Genomic DNA, 17478 nt, shown 5'->3' on the forward strand with positions numbered 1-17478 from the left:
ACAAACCGTCCCATTCGTCAATTACCCCATTATACGTTCCCCTATGAAAAAAATCAATCGAACACTTGATTGCATTAGATAAAATGATGTGTTAGAATAAACAAAGAAAAAGGAGAACCCTATGAGCCATAAAGAAAATAAGAGCCATGAGGAGAAAGCATCCGGTTTCAAAAAGAATGATCTGATTCTTGTCCTCCTTGTATTTGCTGCGGCAGGCATTTTTTTTTCAGGACATCTATTCACGAGCCAGAAAAGCGCAGGCGTTGTAGAAATACAGATTGACGGGAAAGTGGTAGAGACACTGGATCTGCAGAAAGAGCGTGCATTTAAGATCAACGGAGGAACGAACACCGTGCAGATCGAGAACGGAAAAGTGAAAATGGCAGCGGCCAACTGTCCGGATCAGATCTGTGTACACCAGAAAGCAATTTCAAGGAACGGAGAGAGTATTATCTGCCTTCCGAATAAGATCGTTCTGAAAATTGTCGATGGAGAAGAAGCCGAACTGGATGCGGTGACGAATTAAGATATGAAGAAAAATACAGTCAGAATAGCGTGGTTTGGTGTATTTACTGCCCTTGCGCTGATATTTAGTTATGTAGAGACTCTGATCCCGTTTCAGATCGGGATTCCGGGGGTTAAGCTTGGACTGGCGAATCTGATCGTTGTGGTGGCACTGTACAAGATGGGTGGAAAGGATGCCCTGTTGCTTTCGGTGACGCGTATCGTGCTGTCCGGATTTATTTTTGCCAGTCTGTTTAGTATTTTATACAGTCTGGCAGGCGGACTTTTAAGCCTTGCAGTGATGGTGATTTTGAAAAAGCGGGGATCATTCAGTGTTTTTGGAGTCAGCATGGCAGGTGGTGTCTTTCATAATGTCGGTCAGCTGATCGTAGCGATGCTGGTCGTGGAGACATTCAGCGTCGCCTATTATGTGCCGGTGCTTCTGATCGCAGGAGTGATCACCGGATTTATTATCGGAGTTGTGGCAAATGAAATGCTCAAAAGACTTGGCAGCATCGTATTGTCATAGCATGGGAGGAAGAGATGATTTCATATATAAGAGGGGAGCTTGTAGCTCTCGAAGAAGATAAAGTGATCGTAGATGTAGGCGGCGTGGGCTACGGGATTTTTATGTCCGGACAGGCGATGGGACAGCTTCCGCCGGTTGGGAGTAAAGTGAAGATCCACACCTATCTGAATGTCAAAGAAGATGTCATGCAGCTGTATGGATTTTTAAACCGTGATGCGCTTTCTGTGTTCAAGCTTCTGATCGGTGTCAGTGGGATCGGACCGAAAGGAGGTCTTGGGATTCTGGCGCAGCTTACACCAGACGAACTTCGATTTGCCGTGATGTCGAAGGACATCAAGGCAATTTCAGCAGCACCGGGAATTGGCAAGAAGACGGCGGAGAAGCTGATCGTGGAACTGAAGGATAAGCTGAAGATTGAGGACGTACTGGATCACCAGGTGGAAGCGGCAAATGGAGCCGCTGAAGATACGGTAAATGCACAAGGACTTCAGGCAGATGCGGTACAGGCACTTACGGCGCTTGGCTATGGAAGTACTGAGGCACTGCAGGCAGTACGAAAAGTGGAAATGGATGAGAGCACGACGGTGGAAGATCTGCTGAAGGGTGCACTCAAATATTTGATATAAGAGGATTAGGATGGGAAGAAGAATTATTACCACAGAGAATCTGGAAGAGGATGTAAAAATTGAGAGCCATTTAAGACCTCAGCTTCTGGAAGATTATATTGGACAGGCGAAGGCAAAAGAGACTCTTAAGATTTATATAGAAGCGGCAAAAAGCAGGGGAGAGGCACTGGATCATGTGCTGTTTTACGGCCCGCCGGGACTTGGAAAGACAACCCTCGCCGGGATCATTGCGAATGAAATGGGCGTAAATATCAAGATCACGTCAGGTCCTGCGATCGAGAAACCTGGGGAAATGGCGGCAATCCTTAATAATCTCCAGGAAGGAGATGTGCTATTTGTAGATGAGATCCACCGGCTGAACCGGCAGGTGGAGGAAGTACTTTATCCGGCGATGGAAGATTTTGCAATCGATATTATGATCGGAAAAGGGGCTTCGGCAAGGTCGATCCGTCTGGATCTGCCGCATTTTACACTGGTAGGGGCAACCACCCGTGCCGGAATGCTGACAGCTCCGCTCCGGGATCGTTTCGGGGTTGTGAACCGTCTGGAATTTTATACGGAAAAAGAACTGCAGACCATCATTGTCCGTTCAGCAGGCGTGCTGGATGTGGAGATCGATGAAAAGGGAGCCCTTGAGATGGCAAGACGTTCCAGAGGAACGCCAAGGCTTGCCAACCGGCTTTTGAAAAGAGTCCGGGATTTTGCCCAGGTCAAATACGAGGGGGTGATCACCGAAGAGGTGGCAAGGCAGGCACTGGATCTTCTGGATGTGGACCGGCTTGGACTTGATCATGTAGACCGTAATCTTTTGACGACCATGATTGAAAAATTTCAGGGAGGTCCGGTAGGACTGGATACCCTTGCGGCAGCGATCGGGGAAGATGCCGGAACCGTAGAAGATGTCTATGAGCCATATCTTCTGAAGAATGGCTTTTTACAGAGAACACCAAGAGGAAGGGTGGTCACAGATCTTGCGTATACCCATCTTGGATTTGACAAGAACAAAGAATAGAAAGGAAAGAGACGATGCTGAAGATAAAACAATATGTGAAAGCAGAGAGTCTGGAGCAGGCGTATGAACTGAACCAGAAAAAGACGAACCGGATCGTCGGTGGAATGCTCTGGCTGAAAATGAGTACTGCGCAGATCCAGACTGCGATCGATCTGTCCGGACTCGGACTGGATCAGATTGAAGAGACGGAGGATGCATGGAAGATTGGATGTATGGTATCCCTTCGTGATCTGGAGTTACACGAAGGATTAAATGAATTGAGCTGCAACATGATCAGAGAAAGTGTGAGAAGTATTGTCGGTGTACAGTTCCGGAATCTTGCGACGATCGGCGGAAGTATTTTCGGACGGTTTGGATTTTCGGATGTACTGACCTGTTTCCTTGCACTGGATACAGAAGTAGAACTTTATAAAGGTGGGATCATTTCTCTGGAAGAGTTTGCAAAGATGGAGAGGGATAATGATATCCTTGTCCGTGTGATCGTAAAGAAAACACCGGGAAAGGGAAGCTATCAGTCACACCGTAATACCAAGACGGATTTTCCGGTACTGGCGGTTGCTGCTGACCGTTATGGAGATGAACTAAAGGTGGCAGTTGGGGCAAGACCGATGAAAGCAGTCTGTATTCACGTTCCGGCAGAACAGCTGGATGCGTGCACAGATCTGAAAAAATTTGCAAAAGAGCTTGCAGCCCAGGTGCCGATGGGAAGCAATATGCGTGGAAGTGCAGCGTATCGTACCCATCTTGCAGAGGTTCTGATCCGCAGAGCATTAGAGAGAATCACAAACGGAGGTGAAAAGAATGCAGATTAGTCTGACACTGAATGGAAAAAAGATTACAGAAGAGATCGCAGCTGATCTGCTTCTGATCGATTTCGTGAGAAATCATGGATGTTACAGCGTAAAGCGCGGCTGTGAGACTTCCAACTGTGGACTTTGTACCGTATTTTTAGATGAGAAGCCGGTACTTTCCTGTTCCGTGCTTGCTGCAAGAGCAGACGGGCACAAGGTAGATACGCTGGAAGGACTGCAGGAGGAAGCAGAAGAATTTGGCTCTTTTATCGCAGGACAGGGGGCGGAGCAGTGCGGATTCTGTAATCCGGGTATGATCATGAATGCAATCGCACTTTTCCGCGAGAATCCGGATCCAAGTGATGACGAGATCCGGGAATACCTTGCGGGGAATCTCTGCCGCTGTTCAGGCTACGAGGGACAGCTCAGAGGAATCCATGATTTTCTGGAGTACAAAAGAAAAGGAGGAGCCAGATGAAAGCAGTAGGAGTACCATTTGTAAAAAAAGATGCGAAAGCACTGGTGACTGGAAAGCCGGTATATACAAATGATCTGGCACCAAAGGATTGCCTGATCGTTAAGCTTCTAAGAAGTCCGCATGCCAATGCGATGATCCAGGAGATCAAGACAGATGTGGCAATGCGTGTGCCGGGAATTGAAGCAATCTATACCTGGAAGGATGTACCGCAGCAGCGTTTTACAATTGCAGGACAGACCTGGCCGGAGCCTAGTCCGTATGACCGGTTGATCCTGGACCAGCATGTTCGCTTTGTAGGAGATCCGGTAGCGATCATTGCCGGAGAAAATGAAGCCTGCGTAGAACGTGCAATGAAGATGATCAAGGTCAAATACGAGGTTCTTCCGGCAGTATTAGATCCTGAGGAAGCGCTGGATGGTCCAATTCTGGTGCATCCGGAGGACAGCTGGAAGGCATTGTGCCCGGTAGGAGCAGATAACAAGCGGAATCTTTGTGCACAGGCAGAAGATGGACATGGGGATGTAGAGAAAGTTCTTGCAGAATGCGATGTTGTTGTAGAACATACATATCATGTCAAAGCGGCACAGCAGGCAATGATGGAACCATTTCAGACGGTCTGCTTTATGGATATGTATGGAAGACTGAATGTGATGAGTTCTACGCAGATCGTTTACCATGTGCGCCGTATTGTTTCCAATGCACTTGGCATACCAAAATCCAAGATCCGTGCGTTTAAACCAAGGATCGGTGGTGGATTTGGGGCAAAACAGACGGCGGTAAGTGAGGTTTATCCGGCGTTTGTAACCTGGAAAACCGGAAAGCCATCGAAAATTGTATTTACAAGAGAGGAATCCCAGATTGCATCCTCACCGCGTCATGATATGGCGGTGACGGTTCGCATGGGAGCAGATAAAGAGGGAAATATCCGGGCAATTGATCTGTATACACTTTCTAACACAGGAGCATACGGGGAACATGGACCGACAACGGTCGGACTTTCCGGACATAAGGCGATTCCGCTTTATGGTTCATTAGATGCATACCGGTTCCGTTACGATGTGGTCTATACCAACCGGATGGCAGCAGGAGCTTATCGTGGATATGGAGCGACGCAGGGAATCTTTGCGGTTGAGACATCTGTTAACGAACTGGCAGAAAAACTTGGCATGGATCCGATGGAGATCCGTATGAAGAATATGGTCAAAGAAGGACAGTTCATGCCGGCATATTATGGGGAGACAGCGAATAGCTGTGCACTTGATAAATGCCTTGCGAGAGTAAAAGAAATGTCCGGATGGGATGAAAAGTATCCAAGAAAAGTTATGCCGGATGGCAAAATCCGCAGCGTCGGAGTAGCACTTGCCATGCAGGGATCCTGCATTTCCAATGTAGATGTCGGATCTGCGACGATCAAACTGGGCGAGGATGGTGTCTACAATATGTCAATCGCGGCAGCGGACATGGGAACCGGGTGTGATACGATTCTTGCACAGATGGCAGCAGAATGTCTGGACTGTGATCTGGATGATATTGCAGTATCCGGAGCAGATACCGATACTTCGCCGTATGATTCAGGCTCTTATGCATCAAGTACGACTTATGTGACCGGTATGGCGGTGACAAGAGCCGGTGAGGAACTGAAAAAGCGGATCGTCAGACAGGCAGCGAAGATGCTGAAATGTGAAGTGGATGAGGTTGATTTCGATGGACACATTGCAAGAAGCGATAAGACCGGAGAAGAGGTGACACTTGCGGCAATCGGAGCAGGGGCAATGTGCGGAAGTGATATTGCGCTTCAGGTAACAGAAAGCCACAGTTCGCCGGTATCTCCGCCGCCTTATATGGCAGGCGCTGTTGAAATCGAATTGGATCCGGAGACAGGACATGTCGAGATCCTGGATTACTATGCAGTGGTTGACTGCGGAACTGTTATTAACCCGAATCTTGCGAGGGTACAGGCGGAAGGCGGAATCGTGCAAGGAATCGGCATGACTCTTTATGAGAATATTCAGTACACGGAAAAAGGACAGCTTCTGAACAATTCATTTATGCAGTACAAGATTCCGACCCGAATGGATATGGGAAATCTGCATGTGGAATTTGAGAGCAGCTATGAGCCGACCGGACCGTTTGGTGCAAAATCGATTGGCGAAATCGTCATCAATACACCGGCTCCGGCATTGACGCATGCAATCGCAAATGCAACAGGTCTGTGGTTCCGTGAACTTCCGATTACAAGTGAACAGATTGCAATGGGAATTATGGAAAATGAAAATTAAACTGATTTATCTGGCGGCTGGAAACAGCCGCCGTTTTAACAGCCAAAGGATGCAAAATACAGAACCGCCACAATCAGAAGCAGAGAACAAATTGCTTTATCTGTTGGATGAAAAGCCGATGTTCCGCTATTTATTCGACCGTCTGGTAAAAGTCTGTCAAAGGCATCCGGAATGGGAAATGATTGTGGTAACACAGTATCCGGAGATTGAGCATCAGGTAAAAGCACTTCAGGAAAACGAGCAGCAAGGTGAACGTTTCCCGGTAGAAACAGTGATTTCAAAAGACAGCTATAAAGGAGCAGCCTATTCGGTAAAAGCAGGGATCCGTGCGGCAGGAGATGCTGATGCCTATGCATTTTTTGTGGCGGATCAGCCTTATTTTACAGAAGAAAGCGTGGAAGGATTCCTAGAAAAGATGGAGCGGGAGGCAAAAGTTGTACCGGGATGTGTGACCTGGAATGGACAGGAAGGCAATCCGGTCTGGTTTCCGGCAAAGTACGGGAAAGAACTTCTGGAACTGGAAGGAGATGCCGGAGGAAGAAAGGTGTTCCGCAGATACCGGGAAAAAGCAGTATTTTACGAGGTGAGCCTGGAAAAAGAGCTGGAAGATATTGATTATATGCCGGAAATAGAAAAAATGCGGATAACAGAAGGAGGCACAGAGAAAACTTTCCATGTATATGTCATCGAAAATGGAAAGCTTCAAAGGAAAGAGTCTCTGCTTATGGCACTTGGACTTGCGGAGCAGATGGTACCGAGAATTGCTGCCGTGGGTGCGGGAGGTAAGACTTCTCTTTTGAAACAGCTGCTTGCTGAATACCAAGAGAAGGGTGCCCTCCCGGTTCTGGTGACTACAACCCATATGAAAAAAGAGACTGCCCCTTATTTTGTAATGGAGGATTCTATCGAAAAAATTCTGGAAGTGCATAAAAGAGAAGGCATGGTGATCGCCGGTCTGGATGCAGGAAAAGGCAGGATCAAAAGCCTTTCTGTACCGGTAATGGAAAAGATCTGGGAGCTTCCTGCGCCGGTTCTTGTGGAAGCGGATGGTGCACGGATGCTTCCGGCGAAAGTGCCGGGGGAGAAAGAACCGGTTATTCCAAAGCAGATCCAGATAGTCCTTTCTGTATATGGACTCGATGCCATCGGACAAAGGATAAAAGACTGCTGTTTCCGGCCTGAGCTTGTGGCACAGGTACTTGGAAAAACAGTGGAAGAGGTTCTGACGGAGGAGGATCTGGCAGGGCTGGCTGTTTCGGCAAAAGGCGGGAAAAAGAATGTCCTGCCGGAAATGGATTTCTATATTGTACTAAACAAAGCAGATGACGAAAAACGTCTGAAAATGGCAGAGAGAATCGCCTTAAGAGTAGAACGGGATTCTGGTGAAAAAGTACGGATTACATCGTTTCGTTAATATTTTGGAAAAATAAAGCAATTGTGTGTTGAAAAATGGAACATTGCCGAATTGTCATTGAAAACCATTCGTGCTATCATAGATACGATAGCTTTGACAACGAAAGTTGTAAGTGGGTAGAGAAGGAGGCAAAAAAGTGAGTACGAAGAATAGTAATACTTCACAGGAACTATTTAACCTTAACGGAAAACCATCCTTTGGTCAGGCACTTCCGCTGGCATTCCAGCATGTAGTGGCGATGATCATTGGCTGTGTTGCACCGGCGATCATTCTTGCCGGTGTGTCCGGACTTTCAGAATCAGACACGGTTGTCCTGATTCAGGCATCTCTTGCAATGTCAGCGATTTCGACATTCATCCAGCTTTTTCCGTTTATCAAATTTAAGTCTTATCAGATAGGAGCCGGGCTTCCGGTTATTATGGGAATCAGCTTTGCGTATGTGCCGATCATGCAGTCAATTGCACAGGATGCAGATGTTGGAACAATACTTGGTGCACAGATCGTGGGCGGTATTGTTGCGATTATTGTAGGAATATTTATCAAGCAGATCCGTCATCTTTTCCCGCCGCTGGTTACGGGAACGGTTGTATTTGCAATCGGACTTTCGCTGTATCCGACCGCAGTCAATTATATGGCAGGTGGAGCAGGAAGTGCGGATTATGGTTCATGGCAGAACTGGCTTGTTGCGATCATCACACTGGCAGTCGTAACAGGACTGAATCATTTTGGAAAGGGCTTTTTAAAGCTTTCTTCCGTTCTGATCGGAATCATAGTTGGATATGTAGTTGCGCTTGGCTTTGGAATGGTGGATTTTTCTTCCGTATTAACGGCAAAATGGGTACAGTTCCCACAGCCGATGCATTTCGGAATTAAATTCGAGCCATCCTCATGTGTTGCGATTGCGGTATTGTTTGCAATCAGCTCTATTCAGGCAATCGGAGATTTTTCAGCAACGACGACCGGCGGAATGGACCGTATGCCGACGGATGAGGAATTAAGCGGTGGTATCATTGGTTATGGAGTCAGCAATATTGTCTGCGCATTTTTCAGCGGACTCCCGACAGCAACCTACAGTCAGAATGTCGGAATCGTAAGTTCTACGAAAGTAGTAGCAAAGAGAGTATTTGGAATTGCAGCGATGATCATGCTGGTTGCAGGAATCATGCCAAAGATCGCATACATTCTTCTAACTATTCCGTCATGTGTGCTTGGAGGCGCAACAATCTCTGTATTTGCAATGATTTCCATGACGGGTATCAAACTGATCAATAATTCAAAGATGAATTATAGAAATACATCCATCGTAGGGCTTGCCATTGCACTTGGAATGGGTGTGACACAGGCAAATGCAGCACTTGCGCAGCTCCCTGCATGGGTAACAACCATTTTCGGTAAATCACCGGTTGCACTGTCTACTCTGGTTGCAGTGTTCCTGAATCTGGTTTTACCAAAGGAGAAAGAAGAGTAAATGAAGATCCTGATAAGAGGAGCCGGGGATCTTGCCACGGGAATTGCGGCAGAGCTGTGGGAAAGAGGACATCAGATCCTGATGACGGATGTTGCCATCCCACTCACCGTCAGACGTGAGGTGGCATTTTCAAGAGCGGTGTACGAAGAACATGCAGTGGTAGAAGGAATGGAAGCAGTTCTTGCCGAAAATTTTGAAGAAGCAGAAACAATTATGGCAACGCGGAAAATTGCTGTCATGGTGGATGAAAAAGCAGAAGTGCGGAAAGAATATCTGCCGGATGTACTGGTTGACGGGATCATGGCAAAAAAGAATCTTGGGACCCGGATCAGTGACGCTCCTCTTGTTATCGGTATCGGACCGGGCTTTACGGCAGCCGGAGACTGCCATTTTGTGATTGAAACGCAAAGAGGTGAGCATCTGGGCGAGGTGATCCGCGAGGGAAGTGCAATCCCCAACACCGGAATTCCGGGAAATATTGGCGGCTATACGGTGGAACGCCTTTTAAAGGCATCCGCAGACGGAATCATGCATCCGGTCGCGAGAATTGGTGATGTGGTGGAAAAAGGGCAGATTGTTGCAAGGTGCGGAGATGAACCTGTCTATGCGAGGCTCCACGGGATTGTCCGTGGGATGCTCCAGGAAGGTGTACCGGTCAAAAAAGGATTGAAGATCGGAGATGTGGATGCAAGGATAGAGGAAAAACTTTGTTATACGATTTCGGATAAAGCACGAAAGATCGGAAACGGAGTTGCGGAAGCAATCGATTTTGTCTATAAAACAAAATAAAAAGTTGTCTGGACAACTTATTTATCCATCCTTTTTATGGTAAAATATAAAAAGGTTTGGGCAGAATACCTGCCGCAGTGACGGCAGGTATTTTTATGCCATAATCCATATAAAGTGAGGAACAAAAAATGAAACTGGTAAGAACAGAAGATGCAGTGGGGCAGGTGCTGTGCCATGACATTACACAGATTATTCCGGGAGTTGTAAAGGATGCTGTTTTCCGGAAGGGACATATTGTTACCGAAGAAGACATTCCGGTACTTTTATCTGTGGGAAAAGAGAATCTTTATATCTGGGAAAAACAGGAAGGTATGCTTCATGAAAATGAGGCAGCTGAGATTTTGCGTCAGATCTGTCAGGGTGAGCATATGCATCCTTCCGGGGTGAAGGAAGGAAAGATCGAACTGATCGCCGACTGTGAAGGGGTATTGAAGATCAATACCGAAAAGCTGAATGCGGTGAACAGTCTTGGTGAGATGATGATCGCATCCAGACATGGAAATTTTCCGGTGAAAACCGGAGATAAGATTGCAGGAACAAGGATCATTCCGCTTGTGATCGAAGAAGAAAAGATGCAGAAGGCCTGTGAAGTGGCAGGAAAAGAACCGATTTTCCGGATTCTTCCGTACCAGAAGAAAAAAGCGGGAATCGTAACGACGGGAAGTGAAGTGTATTATCATCGGATTGAGGATAAATTTACTCCGGTTGTGATCGACAAACTGAAAGAATGTGGCGTTACAGAGGTGAAGCAGATCCAGTGCAACGATGATCATGAGATGATCACAGAAGCAATCCAGACTCTGATCGAGGATGGTTCTGACCTGATCGTCTGTACCGGTGGAATGAGTGTAGATCCGGATGACAGGACTCCTCTTGCAATCAAAAATGCCTGTACGGAAGTGGTGACTTATGGGGCACCGGTTCTTCCGGGAGCCATGTTTATGCTTGCTTATTGTGAAAAAGAAGGCAGACAGATTCCGGTCATGGGTCTTCCGGGATGCGTGATGTATGCAAAACGGACGATTTTTGATCTGGTTCTTCCGAGGATTATGTGTGATGAAAAGCTGCATGAAAAAGATTTCCAGCTTCTTGGACAGGGAGGACTTTGTCTGTCCTGTCCGGTGTGTACGTTTCCAAACTGTGGATTTGGAAAAGGAAAATATTAAAATTATGAGAAAGAATAACTTATTTAAGAAAACAGTGGCAGCAGGTCTGATTCTGCTGATGGCAGCATCACTTGCTGCATGTGGCGGTAAAAAGACCGACACAAAAACAGAAGACAAAAAGACAGAAACAAAGGCTGACAAAGAAGAGGATGTAGAGCTTCAGGTATTTATCGCAGCCAGCCTGAATACGGCAATGACAGATATTGCAGAGCGTTATGAAAAAGAGCATCCGAATGTGAAAATCGTTTATAATGCAGACAGCTCAGGAACTCTGCTGACACAGATCGAAGAAGGATATGAGTGTGATCTGTTCTTCTCCGCAGCACAGAAACAGATGGATCAGCTTGAGGCTGATGGACTGGTAGTAGAAGGAACACGCCATAATGTAGTGAACAATCAGGTAGTTGTTATCACATTAAAGGACAGTGATACAGCAGTAACCGGGCTTGAAAACTTAAATGAGGCAAAGAGCATTGCACTTGCAGGCGGAAGTGTACCAGTTGGAAAATACACCCGTCAGGCGTTGATGAATCTCGGAATTCTGGACAAAGTAGACGATGCGTCTACCATCACAACAGAACAGATTTCTGAAGCTCTTGGTGGAATAGAGATCAGTGAGCAGGCAAATGTAAGCAAGGTGCTGATCACCGTTACAGAGGGTGCATGCGAAGTTGGAACAACTTATTATTCTGATACATACGGATATGAGGATCAGATCAAGATCCTTCAGACAGTAAGCTATGATCTGACAGGTAATGTGATTTATCCGATCTGCCGTGTGGAAAATAAAGAGGCAGATGATGCAAAGAAAAAAGCAGCCGATGATTTCCTTGCATATGTAACATCCGATGACGCAAAGAAGATCTTTGACAGCTACTATTTCGATACAAACGTAGAGTAAAAGAGGAACGATATGGAAGAAATAAGACAGATCCTTGCAGGACTTGACTGGAGTCCGCTTTTCATTTCAATCAAAACAGGAATCGCAGCAACGATCGTGTCATTCTTCCTGGGAATATGGGCAGCAAGAAAGGTGCTGAAAGCGAAGACGGGTCTCAGGGCTGTGCTGGATGGGATTCTGACACTGCCGCTGGTGCTTCCGCCGACGGTTGCAGGATTTTTCCTGCTGCTCATTTTCAGTACGAGAAGAACCGTTGGATCGTATCTTTATACGACATTTGATATCAAGATCGTACAGTCCTGGGCAGGATGCGTGATCGCGGCAACTGTGATTGCATTTCCACTGATGTACCGGAATGCAAGAGCAGCATTTGAACAGGTGGATGTGAACCTGATCTATGCGGCGCAGACGCTCGGTATGCCGGAGTGGAAGATTTTCTGGAGGGTGATCATGCCGGCGGCAGGTCCTGGAGTTGCATCCGGTACAATTCTTGCATTTGCAAGAGCGCTTGGAGAATATGGTGCGACCTCCATGCTTGCGGGCAATATTCCAGGAAAGACGGCAACCATTTCCCAGAGAATTGCAATGGTCATCCAGGACGGTGATTATCAGACGGCAGGCGTGTGGGTCGGAATTGTAATCCTGATCGCATTCGGAATAGTAGTACTTATGAATCTGGCATTTGGAAAGGGAATGAAACATACAAAGCAATGGTAGAACTAGAGATAAAAAAACAGTATGAAAAATTCAGGCTGGATGTTGCCTTTAAAAGTGAAAAAAAGCGGATCGGAATCCTGGGCGCTTCCGGATGTGGGAAAAGCCTGACCTTGAAAAGTATTGCCGGGATCGAAAGACCGGAAAAAGGGCGGATCGTGATTGACGGAGTTACCCTTTTTGATGCCGGAAAAAAGATTTTTCTGAAGCCACAAAAAAGGAAAGTCGGTTATCTTTTTCAGAATTATGCGTTGTTTCCGAACATGACCGTGGAGCAGAATATCGGGATTGGATTTACCGGAAACAAAGAAGATAAGCAGAAAATGGTAGAACAGCTGATCCATCATTTCCAGCTGGACGGACTGGAAAAGCTTTATCCGTCAAAGCTTTCCGGCGGACAGCAGCAGAGAACGGCACTGGCACGGATTATGGCATATGAACCGGACGTGATCCTTCTGGATGAACCATTTTCGGCACTGGATGCGTATCTTCGGGAGCGGATGCTGACCGAGCTGATGGAAATGCTGAGTGATTATGAAGGTACGGTGATCATGGTGTCCCACAGCAGGGATGAAATCTACAGCTTCAGTGAAGAGGTTCTGGTAATTGAAGATGGACATGGAATCCGCCTGGGTCCGGTAAAAGAAGTATTTAATGCACCGTGCTATAAGACAGCGGCAAGACTTACCGGATGTAAAAATATTGCAGATGTTTACCGGATGGATGCGCAGACGGTGTATGTGAAAGACTGGGATGTGCAGCTGATTTTTAAAGGACGCAGTGTGCCGGAGAATGTGAAGGCAATCGGAATCCGAGCTCATGATCTGATTCCGGTGTATGGAACGATATCCGGGGCTATGCTGAAAGTTAAAGAATGGAAAAGTGTGGATTATCCATTTGAACGAAAATATTTTATCCAATGCGAGTCGGGATGTGAGGACTTCTGCTGGTTTGTTCAAAGAGAGATTTCTGCCACTCTGGAAGAAAAAGGAATGCCGGATGCACTCGCATTTCCGGAAGAAAAAGTGCTGTTCCTTGAAGGATAGCGTGGCAGATGCTATAATGGACAAATAGAGAAAACGGGCAGAAGGTGGCAGCATAAATGCAGAAAGAACAAGACAGGGAAGCGATTTACCGGAGCATTTTCTTCTGTGATATGGATCGGAAGAAGGCGGATGAGATCGTTAACCGGTTAGACGGCAGAACCGTAACCTATGACAAGGGCGAAATCATCATAAGAGAAAGAGAAAAACTGAACAATATCGGAATCCTGCTTGACGGGGTACTCTGTAAAGTGCAGTATTACCGGGATGGAACCGAACAGCTGGTCCAGAAGCTTGTCAGCTCGTTTGTTGTGGGAGTGGAGATTGCGGTCAGTGAAAAAAAGACGAGTCCTTATGATGTTTATGCATCGGAACAGGCACACATTTTCTGGTTTCCTGTACGGGCGATGGAAGAAGAGGGCGTTCTGGATCTGCGTGAGAGGATTGAGTTTTACAAGAAAACGGTTCATTTCCTTGCAAATGAAGATATCCGCAAGTGCAGGAAGATTGAATTGCTGTCGATCAGAGGAATCCGGGAAAGAATCGAGCAGTATTTGAGAATTCAGCAAAGCCGCCATAAAAGCAATGCCTTTGATATTGAATTTAACAGAGAACAGATGGCAAATTATCTGGGGATCAACCGGAGTGTGCTGTCACATGAGTTGAAAAAAATGGAAAAAGAGGGGATTTTGAAGGTCAGAAAGAATCATTTTGAGCTGGCTGATAAAGAATAAAACAGAATTTCTGCTGAAAATATCGAAAAGTGGTTGGTTTTTATCAGAATATAGTTTATAATGAAAAAAGGATTAGGCGGCAAGGAGGTTCTTTATGGCATCGTCAAAAAATTATACAGAAGTTTTGATAGGCGGCAAAGTATTCACCCTGAGCGGATTTGAAAGCGAAGATTATCTGCAGAAGGTATCCACTTATCTGAACCATAAAATCGAGGAATGTACAAGCAGCGATGGATATCGCAAGCAGAGTGCGGAAGCCAGAAGTGTGCTTCTTGCTTTAAATATAGCAGATGATTATTTTAAAGCCAAGAAACAGGGCGGCGCATTAGAAAGCGACATCGAGGCAAAAGACAAAGAGATGTACGATTTAAAGCATGAACTGATCTCAGTACAGATCAAGTATGAGAATGCTGAAAAAGCACTGGATAAACTCAAGGCAGAGAACCAGGAACTTCAGATGAAGATCGTACAGCTTGAAACAGAAATGAAAAATCACCGTACAAAATAGACTGTCCTGAGGCAGTCTATTTTTGATACTCCGGTATACAAAGAGAAATATCTGCAACACAGGGGCTTTGTATACAGGTTATTTAAAGATAGAGGAGTTATATGAAAGACAGAGTTGAAATTCTTGCACCGGCAGGGAGTATGGAGTGCCTGAAAGCGGCAATTGCAGCAGGAGCTGATGCGGTATATACAGGGGGAGCCCTTTTCGGGGCACGTGCTTATGCACATAACCTGACGGAGGAAGAACTTTTAGAGGCAATTGATTATGTGCATTTGCATGGAAGAAGACTGTATCTGACCGTGAATACACTGATCAAAGACCGTGAGATGGAAAAACAGATGTATGATTATCTGCTCCCTTATTACCGGCAGGGGCTGGATGCAGTGATCGTGCAGGATATTGGACTCTTCCGTTTTATCCGGAAGCATTTTCCAGATCTTCCGATTCACGCAAGTACCCAGATGACGCTTACGGGAGTAGATGGGGCGAAGTTTCTGGAAAAGGAAGGTGCACAGCGAATTGTTACGTCCAGAGAACTGAGTATGGCAGAGGTGAAGAAGATTGCCGATGAGACAGAGCTCGAGATTGAAAGCTTTGTACATGGTGCACTCTGCTATTGCTATTCCGGTCAGTGCCTGTTCAGCAGTTTTATCGGCGGCAGAAGTGGCAACCGTGGACAGTGCGCACAGCCGTGCAGACTGCTTTACCGGACACCGGAAGCAAAGAGACCGCAGTATCTGCTGAGTCTTAAGGATATCTGTACATTGGAACTGATCCCGGAGATGATCGAGAGCGGGATTTATTCTTTCAAGATTGAAGGCCGGATGAAGAAGCCGGAGTATGCGGCAGCAGTCGCTTTCCAGTACCGGAAATATGCCGATCTTTATCTGAAATATTACGAAGAATGTCCGGCAGAAGAGGATCCGGCAGCGTATGCGATGAAGAAATACCGTGTCCGCGAGGAGGATCGGCAGATGCTGCTGGATCTCTATAACCGTGGTGGTTTCCATACGGGTTATTATCATACACAGAATGGACGGGAGATGATTTCCTTAAACCGTCCGAACCATGCAGGAGTGCCGGCAGTAAAGGTACTTGCTAAAAAAGGCAGAAATGTGACTGCAAAAGCACTGACAGACCTGTATCCGCAGGATATTATTGAACTCCCGATGCGCAAAGGCAGGGAAAAAGCAGATAATTATACCTGTAAGGATGCAGTCAGAAAAGGAATGAATGTGCAGATCCCGGTATTTGCAGATACCCCGTTCAAGAGGGATGAAATCTGGATGCGCACAAGAAACAGCACATTGATTGACACGCTGCGTGAAGAATTTGTAAATGGAAAAATAAAAGAACGGATCTGCGGAACTTTCCGGCTGTATCCGCAGGAAAAGGCAACGCTTACGGTGAAGTGCCGGGATGCCGAGATTACGGTTGCCGGTGAAAAAGCACAGGAAGCACTGAGCCAGCCGATGAGCAGAGAGCGGATTGAAAAGCAGCTGCGCAAGACGGGAAATACGGAATTTGAATTTTCCTTTTTAAAGGCCGAGATCGGAGAAAAAGTATTTCTTCCGATGCAGAGCCTGAACGAACTTCGAAGGGAAGCACTGGAGACGCTGGAAAAAGTGATCTGTGAGAAATACAGAAGAAGTGGTGAAGTGAAAGATCCGGAAGAAGATAAGACAGAGCTTTCAATGGAAGAAGAGGTACTTTCCGGATGGACGGCATCGGTAAGAACCGCAGAACAGATGGAAGTGATTCTGGAAGAAGAAGCAATCGGAAGAATCTATGCGGATTGTACCATGTTCCCTCACATCTGGGAGAAGGACAGCTATGTGGAGTGGATTACAAAAGTACATGCAGCAGGGAAAGAAATTTATCTGGTCATGCCGTATATTTTCCGGGAAAGAACCCGAAAACAGTATGAAGCTGCATATAACCGGATATTCGGAGCCGGATGGGACGGCATTCTGATCGCCAATTATGAAAGTTTTGCGTTTCTGAAAGAGCATGGTTATACCGGAAGGATTATGACCGATTACAATCTGTATGAATTTAATCAGGAAAGCAGGAAATTCTGGAAGGAAAAGGGAGTTTTTGAATTTACAGCGCCCGTGGAACTGACAGAAAGAGAACTCCAGGATCTCCGGGTAAAGGATGGAGAAGTGATCGTATATGGTTATCTTCCGATGATGATATCTGCAGGATGTATTCAGAAAACGACCAGAGGATGTCTGAAAAAATCCGGACAGACGACAATAACTGACAGATATCGTAATCCATTTGTGGTAAAAAATGAATGTGATTACTGTTATAATATCCTTTACAATTATGTACCATTATATCTGGGAGACCGGATGGAAGAGGTATATCAGATCGGCCCTGGGCGGATCCGACTGATGTTTACTACTGAAAGGCAGCAGGAGGTAAGGCAGATTTTAAGTGCGTATTTTGAAGGAAAAGAGCTTCCGGAGGGAACGTACACCAGGGGACACTGGAAAAGAGGAATAAAGTAGGTGGAA

Annotated in this window: 17 protein-coding genes; all 17 read left to right on the top strand. The window is 46.2% G+C overall.

Annotation, left to right across the window (positions count from 1 at the left end; genetic code table 11):
• Positions 1 to 121 precede the first annotated feature (121 nt).
• The 17 genes from PGY05_RS10545 (at position 122) to PGY05_RS10625 (ending at position 17472) form a co-directional block, all read left to right on the top strand.
• The gene (locus tag PGY05_RS10545) at positions 122 to 526 is read left to right on the top strand and encodes a NusG domain II-containing protein (protein WP_022221064.1); all 405 of its coding nucleotides are present in this window, start codon (positions 122 to 124) and stop codon (positions 524 to 526) included.
• 3 nt (positions 527 to 529) lie between these two features.
• Positions 530 to 1033 (top strand): Gx transporter family protein, encoded by a 504-nt coding sequence (locus PGY05_RS10550; protein ID WP_055155576.1) that lies wholly within the window; start codon positions 530 to 532, stop codon positions 1031 to 1033.
• Between the two features lie 14 nt (positions 1034 to 1047).
• Positions 1048 to 1659, top strand: a complete 612-nt coding sequence (gene ruvA, locus PGY05_RS10555; protein ID WP_195601462.1) for a Holliday junction branch migration protein RuvA — start codon at positions 1048 to 1050, stop codon at positions 1657 to 1659.
• A gap of 10 nt (positions 1660 to 1669) precedes the next feature.
• Positions 1670 to 2671, top strand: coding sequence for a Holliday junction branch migration DNA helicase RuvB (ruvB, locus tag PGY05_RS10560; RefSeq protein WP_270475861.1), 1002 nt, complete (start codon positions 1670 to 1672; stop codon positions 2669 to 2671).
• Positions 2672 to 2685: 14 nt separating this feature from the next.
• Complete coding sequence (locus tag PGY05_RS10565; protein ID WP_117834124.1) at positions 2686 to 3483, top strand: FAD binding domain-containing protein; 798 nt, start codon at positions 2686 to 2688, stop codon at positions 3481 to 3483.
• Positions 3473 to 3940 carry a (2Fe-2S)-binding protein gene (locus PGY05_RS10570; RefSeq protein ID WP_008375171.1) on the top strand — a complete coding sequence of 156 codons (468 nt, stop codon included), beginning with the start codon at positions 3473 to 3475 and terminating at the stop codon, positions 3938 to 3940. Before PGY05_RS10565 ends, PGY05_RS10570 begins: the two co-directional genes overlap by 11 nt.
• Positions 3937 to 6219, top strand: coding sequence for a xanthine dehydrogenase family protein molybdopterin-binding subunit (locus tag PGY05_RS10575; RefSeq protein WP_008375173.1), 2283 nt, complete (start codon positions 3937 to 3939; stop codon positions 6217 to 6219). The genes PGY05_RS10570 and PGY05_RS10575 overlap by 4 nt, the downstream gene beginning before the upstream one ends.
• Positions 6209 to 7633 carry a selenium cofactor biosynthesis protein YqeC gene (gene yqeC, locus PGY05_RS10580; RefSeq protein WP_270475862.1) on the top strand — a complete coding sequence of 475 codons (1425 nt, stop codon included), beginning with the start codon at positions 6209 to 6211 and terminating at the stop codon, positions 7631 to 7633. The genes PGY05_RS10575 and yqeC overlap by 11 nt, the downstream gene beginning before the upstream one ends.
• 136 nt (positions 7634 to 7769) lie before the next feature.
• Positions 7770 to 9101, top strand: a complete 1332-nt coding sequence (locus PGY05_RS10585; RefSeq protein ID WP_055155574.1) for a uracil-xanthine permease family protein — start codon at positions 7770 to 7772, stop codon at positions 9099 to 9101.
• Positions 9102 to 9890, top strand: coding sequence for a selenium-dependent molybdenum cofactor biosynthesis protein YqeB (yqeB, locus tag PGY05_RS10590; RefSeq protein ID WP_330672996.1), 789 nt, complete (start codon positions 9102 to 9104; stop codon positions 9888 to 9890).
• Positions 9891 to 10018: 128 nt separating this feature from the next.
• Positions 10019 to 11056, top strand: a complete 1038-nt coding sequence (locus PGY05_RS10595; RefSeq protein WP_270475863.1) for a molybdopterin-binding protein — start codon at positions 10019 to 10021, stop codon at positions 11054 to 11056.
• Between the two features lie 4 nt (positions 11057 to 11060).
• The gene (gene modA, locus PGY05_RS10600; RefSeq protein WP_330672997.1) at positions 11061 to 11957 is read left to right on the top strand and encodes a molybdate ABC transporter substrate-binding protein; all 897 of its coding nucleotides are present in this window, start codon (positions 11061 to 11063) and stop codon (positions 11955 to 11957) included.
• A gap of 12 nt (positions 11958 to 11969) precedes the next feature.
• Positions 11970 to 12674, top strand: a complete 705-nt coding sequence (gene modB / locus PGY05_RS10605; protein ID WP_117556011.1) for a molybdate ABC transporter permease subunit — start codon at positions 11970 to 11972, stop codon at positions 12672 to 12674.
• A complete protein-coding gene (locus PGY05_RS10610) occupies positions 12668 to 13717 on the top strand; it encodes a sulfate/molybdate ABC transporter ATP-binding protein (protein WP_270475864.1) in 1050 nt (349 codons plus the stop codon). Before modB ends, PGY05_RS10610 begins: the two co-directional genes overlap by 7 nt.
• A 56-nt stretch (positions 13718 to 13773) precedes the next feature.
• Positions 13774 to 14448, top strand: a complete 675-nt coding sequence (locus PGY05_RS10615; RefSeq protein WP_270475865.1) for a Crp/Fnr family transcriptional regulator — start codon at positions 13774 to 13776, stop codon at positions 14446 to 14448.
• 94 nt (positions 14449 to 14542) lie between these two features.
• Positions 14543 to 14956, top strand: a complete 414-nt coding sequence (zapA, locus tag PGY05_RS10620) for a cell division protein ZapA (protein ID WP_008375194.1) — start codon at positions 14543 to 14545, stop codon at positions 14954 to 14956.
• A gap of 101 nt (positions 14957 to 15057) precedes the next feature.
• Positions 15058 to 17472, top strand: a complete 2415-nt coding sequence (locus PGY05_RS10625) for a U32 family peptidase (RefSeq protein ID WP_270475866.1) — start codon at positions 15058 to 15060, stop codon at positions 17470 to 17472.
• The last annotated feature ends 6 nt before the right edge of the window (positions 17473 to 17478 follow it).

Source organism: Coprococcus sp. AF51-11b1 (genome assembly GCF_027682785.1).
Lineage (GTDB): Bacteria > Bacillota > Clostridia > Lachnospirales > Lachnospiraceae > Allocoprococcus > Allocoprococcus comes.

Bases quoted from the DNA above. Each gene is read 5' to 3' on its own strand.
- PGY05_RS10595 (WP_270475863.1), top strand. From the start codon at position 10,019: ATGAAACTGGTAAGAACAGAAGATGCAGTGGGGCAGGTGCTGTGCCAT.
- PGY05_RS10545 (WP_022221064.1), top strand. From the start codon at position 122: ATGAGCCATAAAGAAAATAAGAGCCATGAGGAGAAAGCATCCGGTTTC.
- zapA (WP_008375194.1), top strand. From the start codon at position 14,543: ATGGCATCGTCAAAAAATTATACAGAAGTTTTGATAGGCGGCAAAGTA.
- modA (WP_330672997.1), top strand. From the start codon at position 11,061: ATGAGAAAGAATAACTTATTTAAGAAAACAGTGGCAGCAGGTCTGATT.
- ruvA (WP_195601462.1), top strand. From the start codon at position 1,048: ATGATTTCATATATAAGAGGGGAGCTTGTAGCTCTCGAAGAAGATAAA.
- PGY05_RS10550 (WP_055155576.1), top strand. From the start codon at position 530: ATGAAGAAAAATACAGTCAGAATAGCGTGGTTTGGTGTATTTACTGCC.
- modB (WP_117556011.1), top strand. From the start codon at position 11,970: ATGGAAGAAATAAGACAGATCCTTGCAGGACTTGACTGGAGTCCGCTT.
- PGY05_RS10565 (WP_117834124.1), top strand. From the start codon at position 2,686: ATGCTGAAGATAAAACAATATGTGAAAGCAGAGAGTCTGGAGCAGGCG.
- yqeB (WP_330672996.1), top strand. From the start codon at position 9,102: ATGAAGATCCTGATAAGAGGAGCCGGGGATCTTGCCACGGGAATTGCG.
- yqeC (WP_270475862.1), top strand. From the start codon at position 6,209: ATGAAAATTAAACTGATTTATCTGGCGGCTGGAAACAGCCGCCGTTTT.
- PGY05_RS10570 (WP_008375171.1), top strand. From the start codon at position 3,473: ATGCAGATTAGTCTGACACTGAATGGAAAAAAGATTACAGAAGAGATC.
- PGY05_RS10575 (WP_008375173.1), top strand. From the start codon at position 3,937: ATGAAAGCAGTAGGAGTACCATTTGTAAAAAAAGATGCGAAAGCACTG.
- ruvB (WP_270475861.1), top strand. From the start codon at position 1,670: ATGGGAAGAAGAATTATTACCACAGAGAATCTGGAAGAGGATGTAAAA.
- PGY05_RS10625 (WP_270475866.1), top strand. From the start codon at position 15,058: ATGAAAGACAGAGTTGAAATTCTTGCACCGGCAGGGAGTATGGAGTGC.
- PGY05_RS10615 (WP_270475865.1), top strand. From the start codon at position 13,774: ATGCAGAAAGAACAAGACAGGGAAGCGATTTACCGGAGCATTTTCTTC.
- PGY05_RS10610 (WP_270475864.1), top strand. From the start codon at position 12,668: ATGGTAGAACTAGAGATAAAAAAACAGTATGAAAAATTCAGGCTGGAT.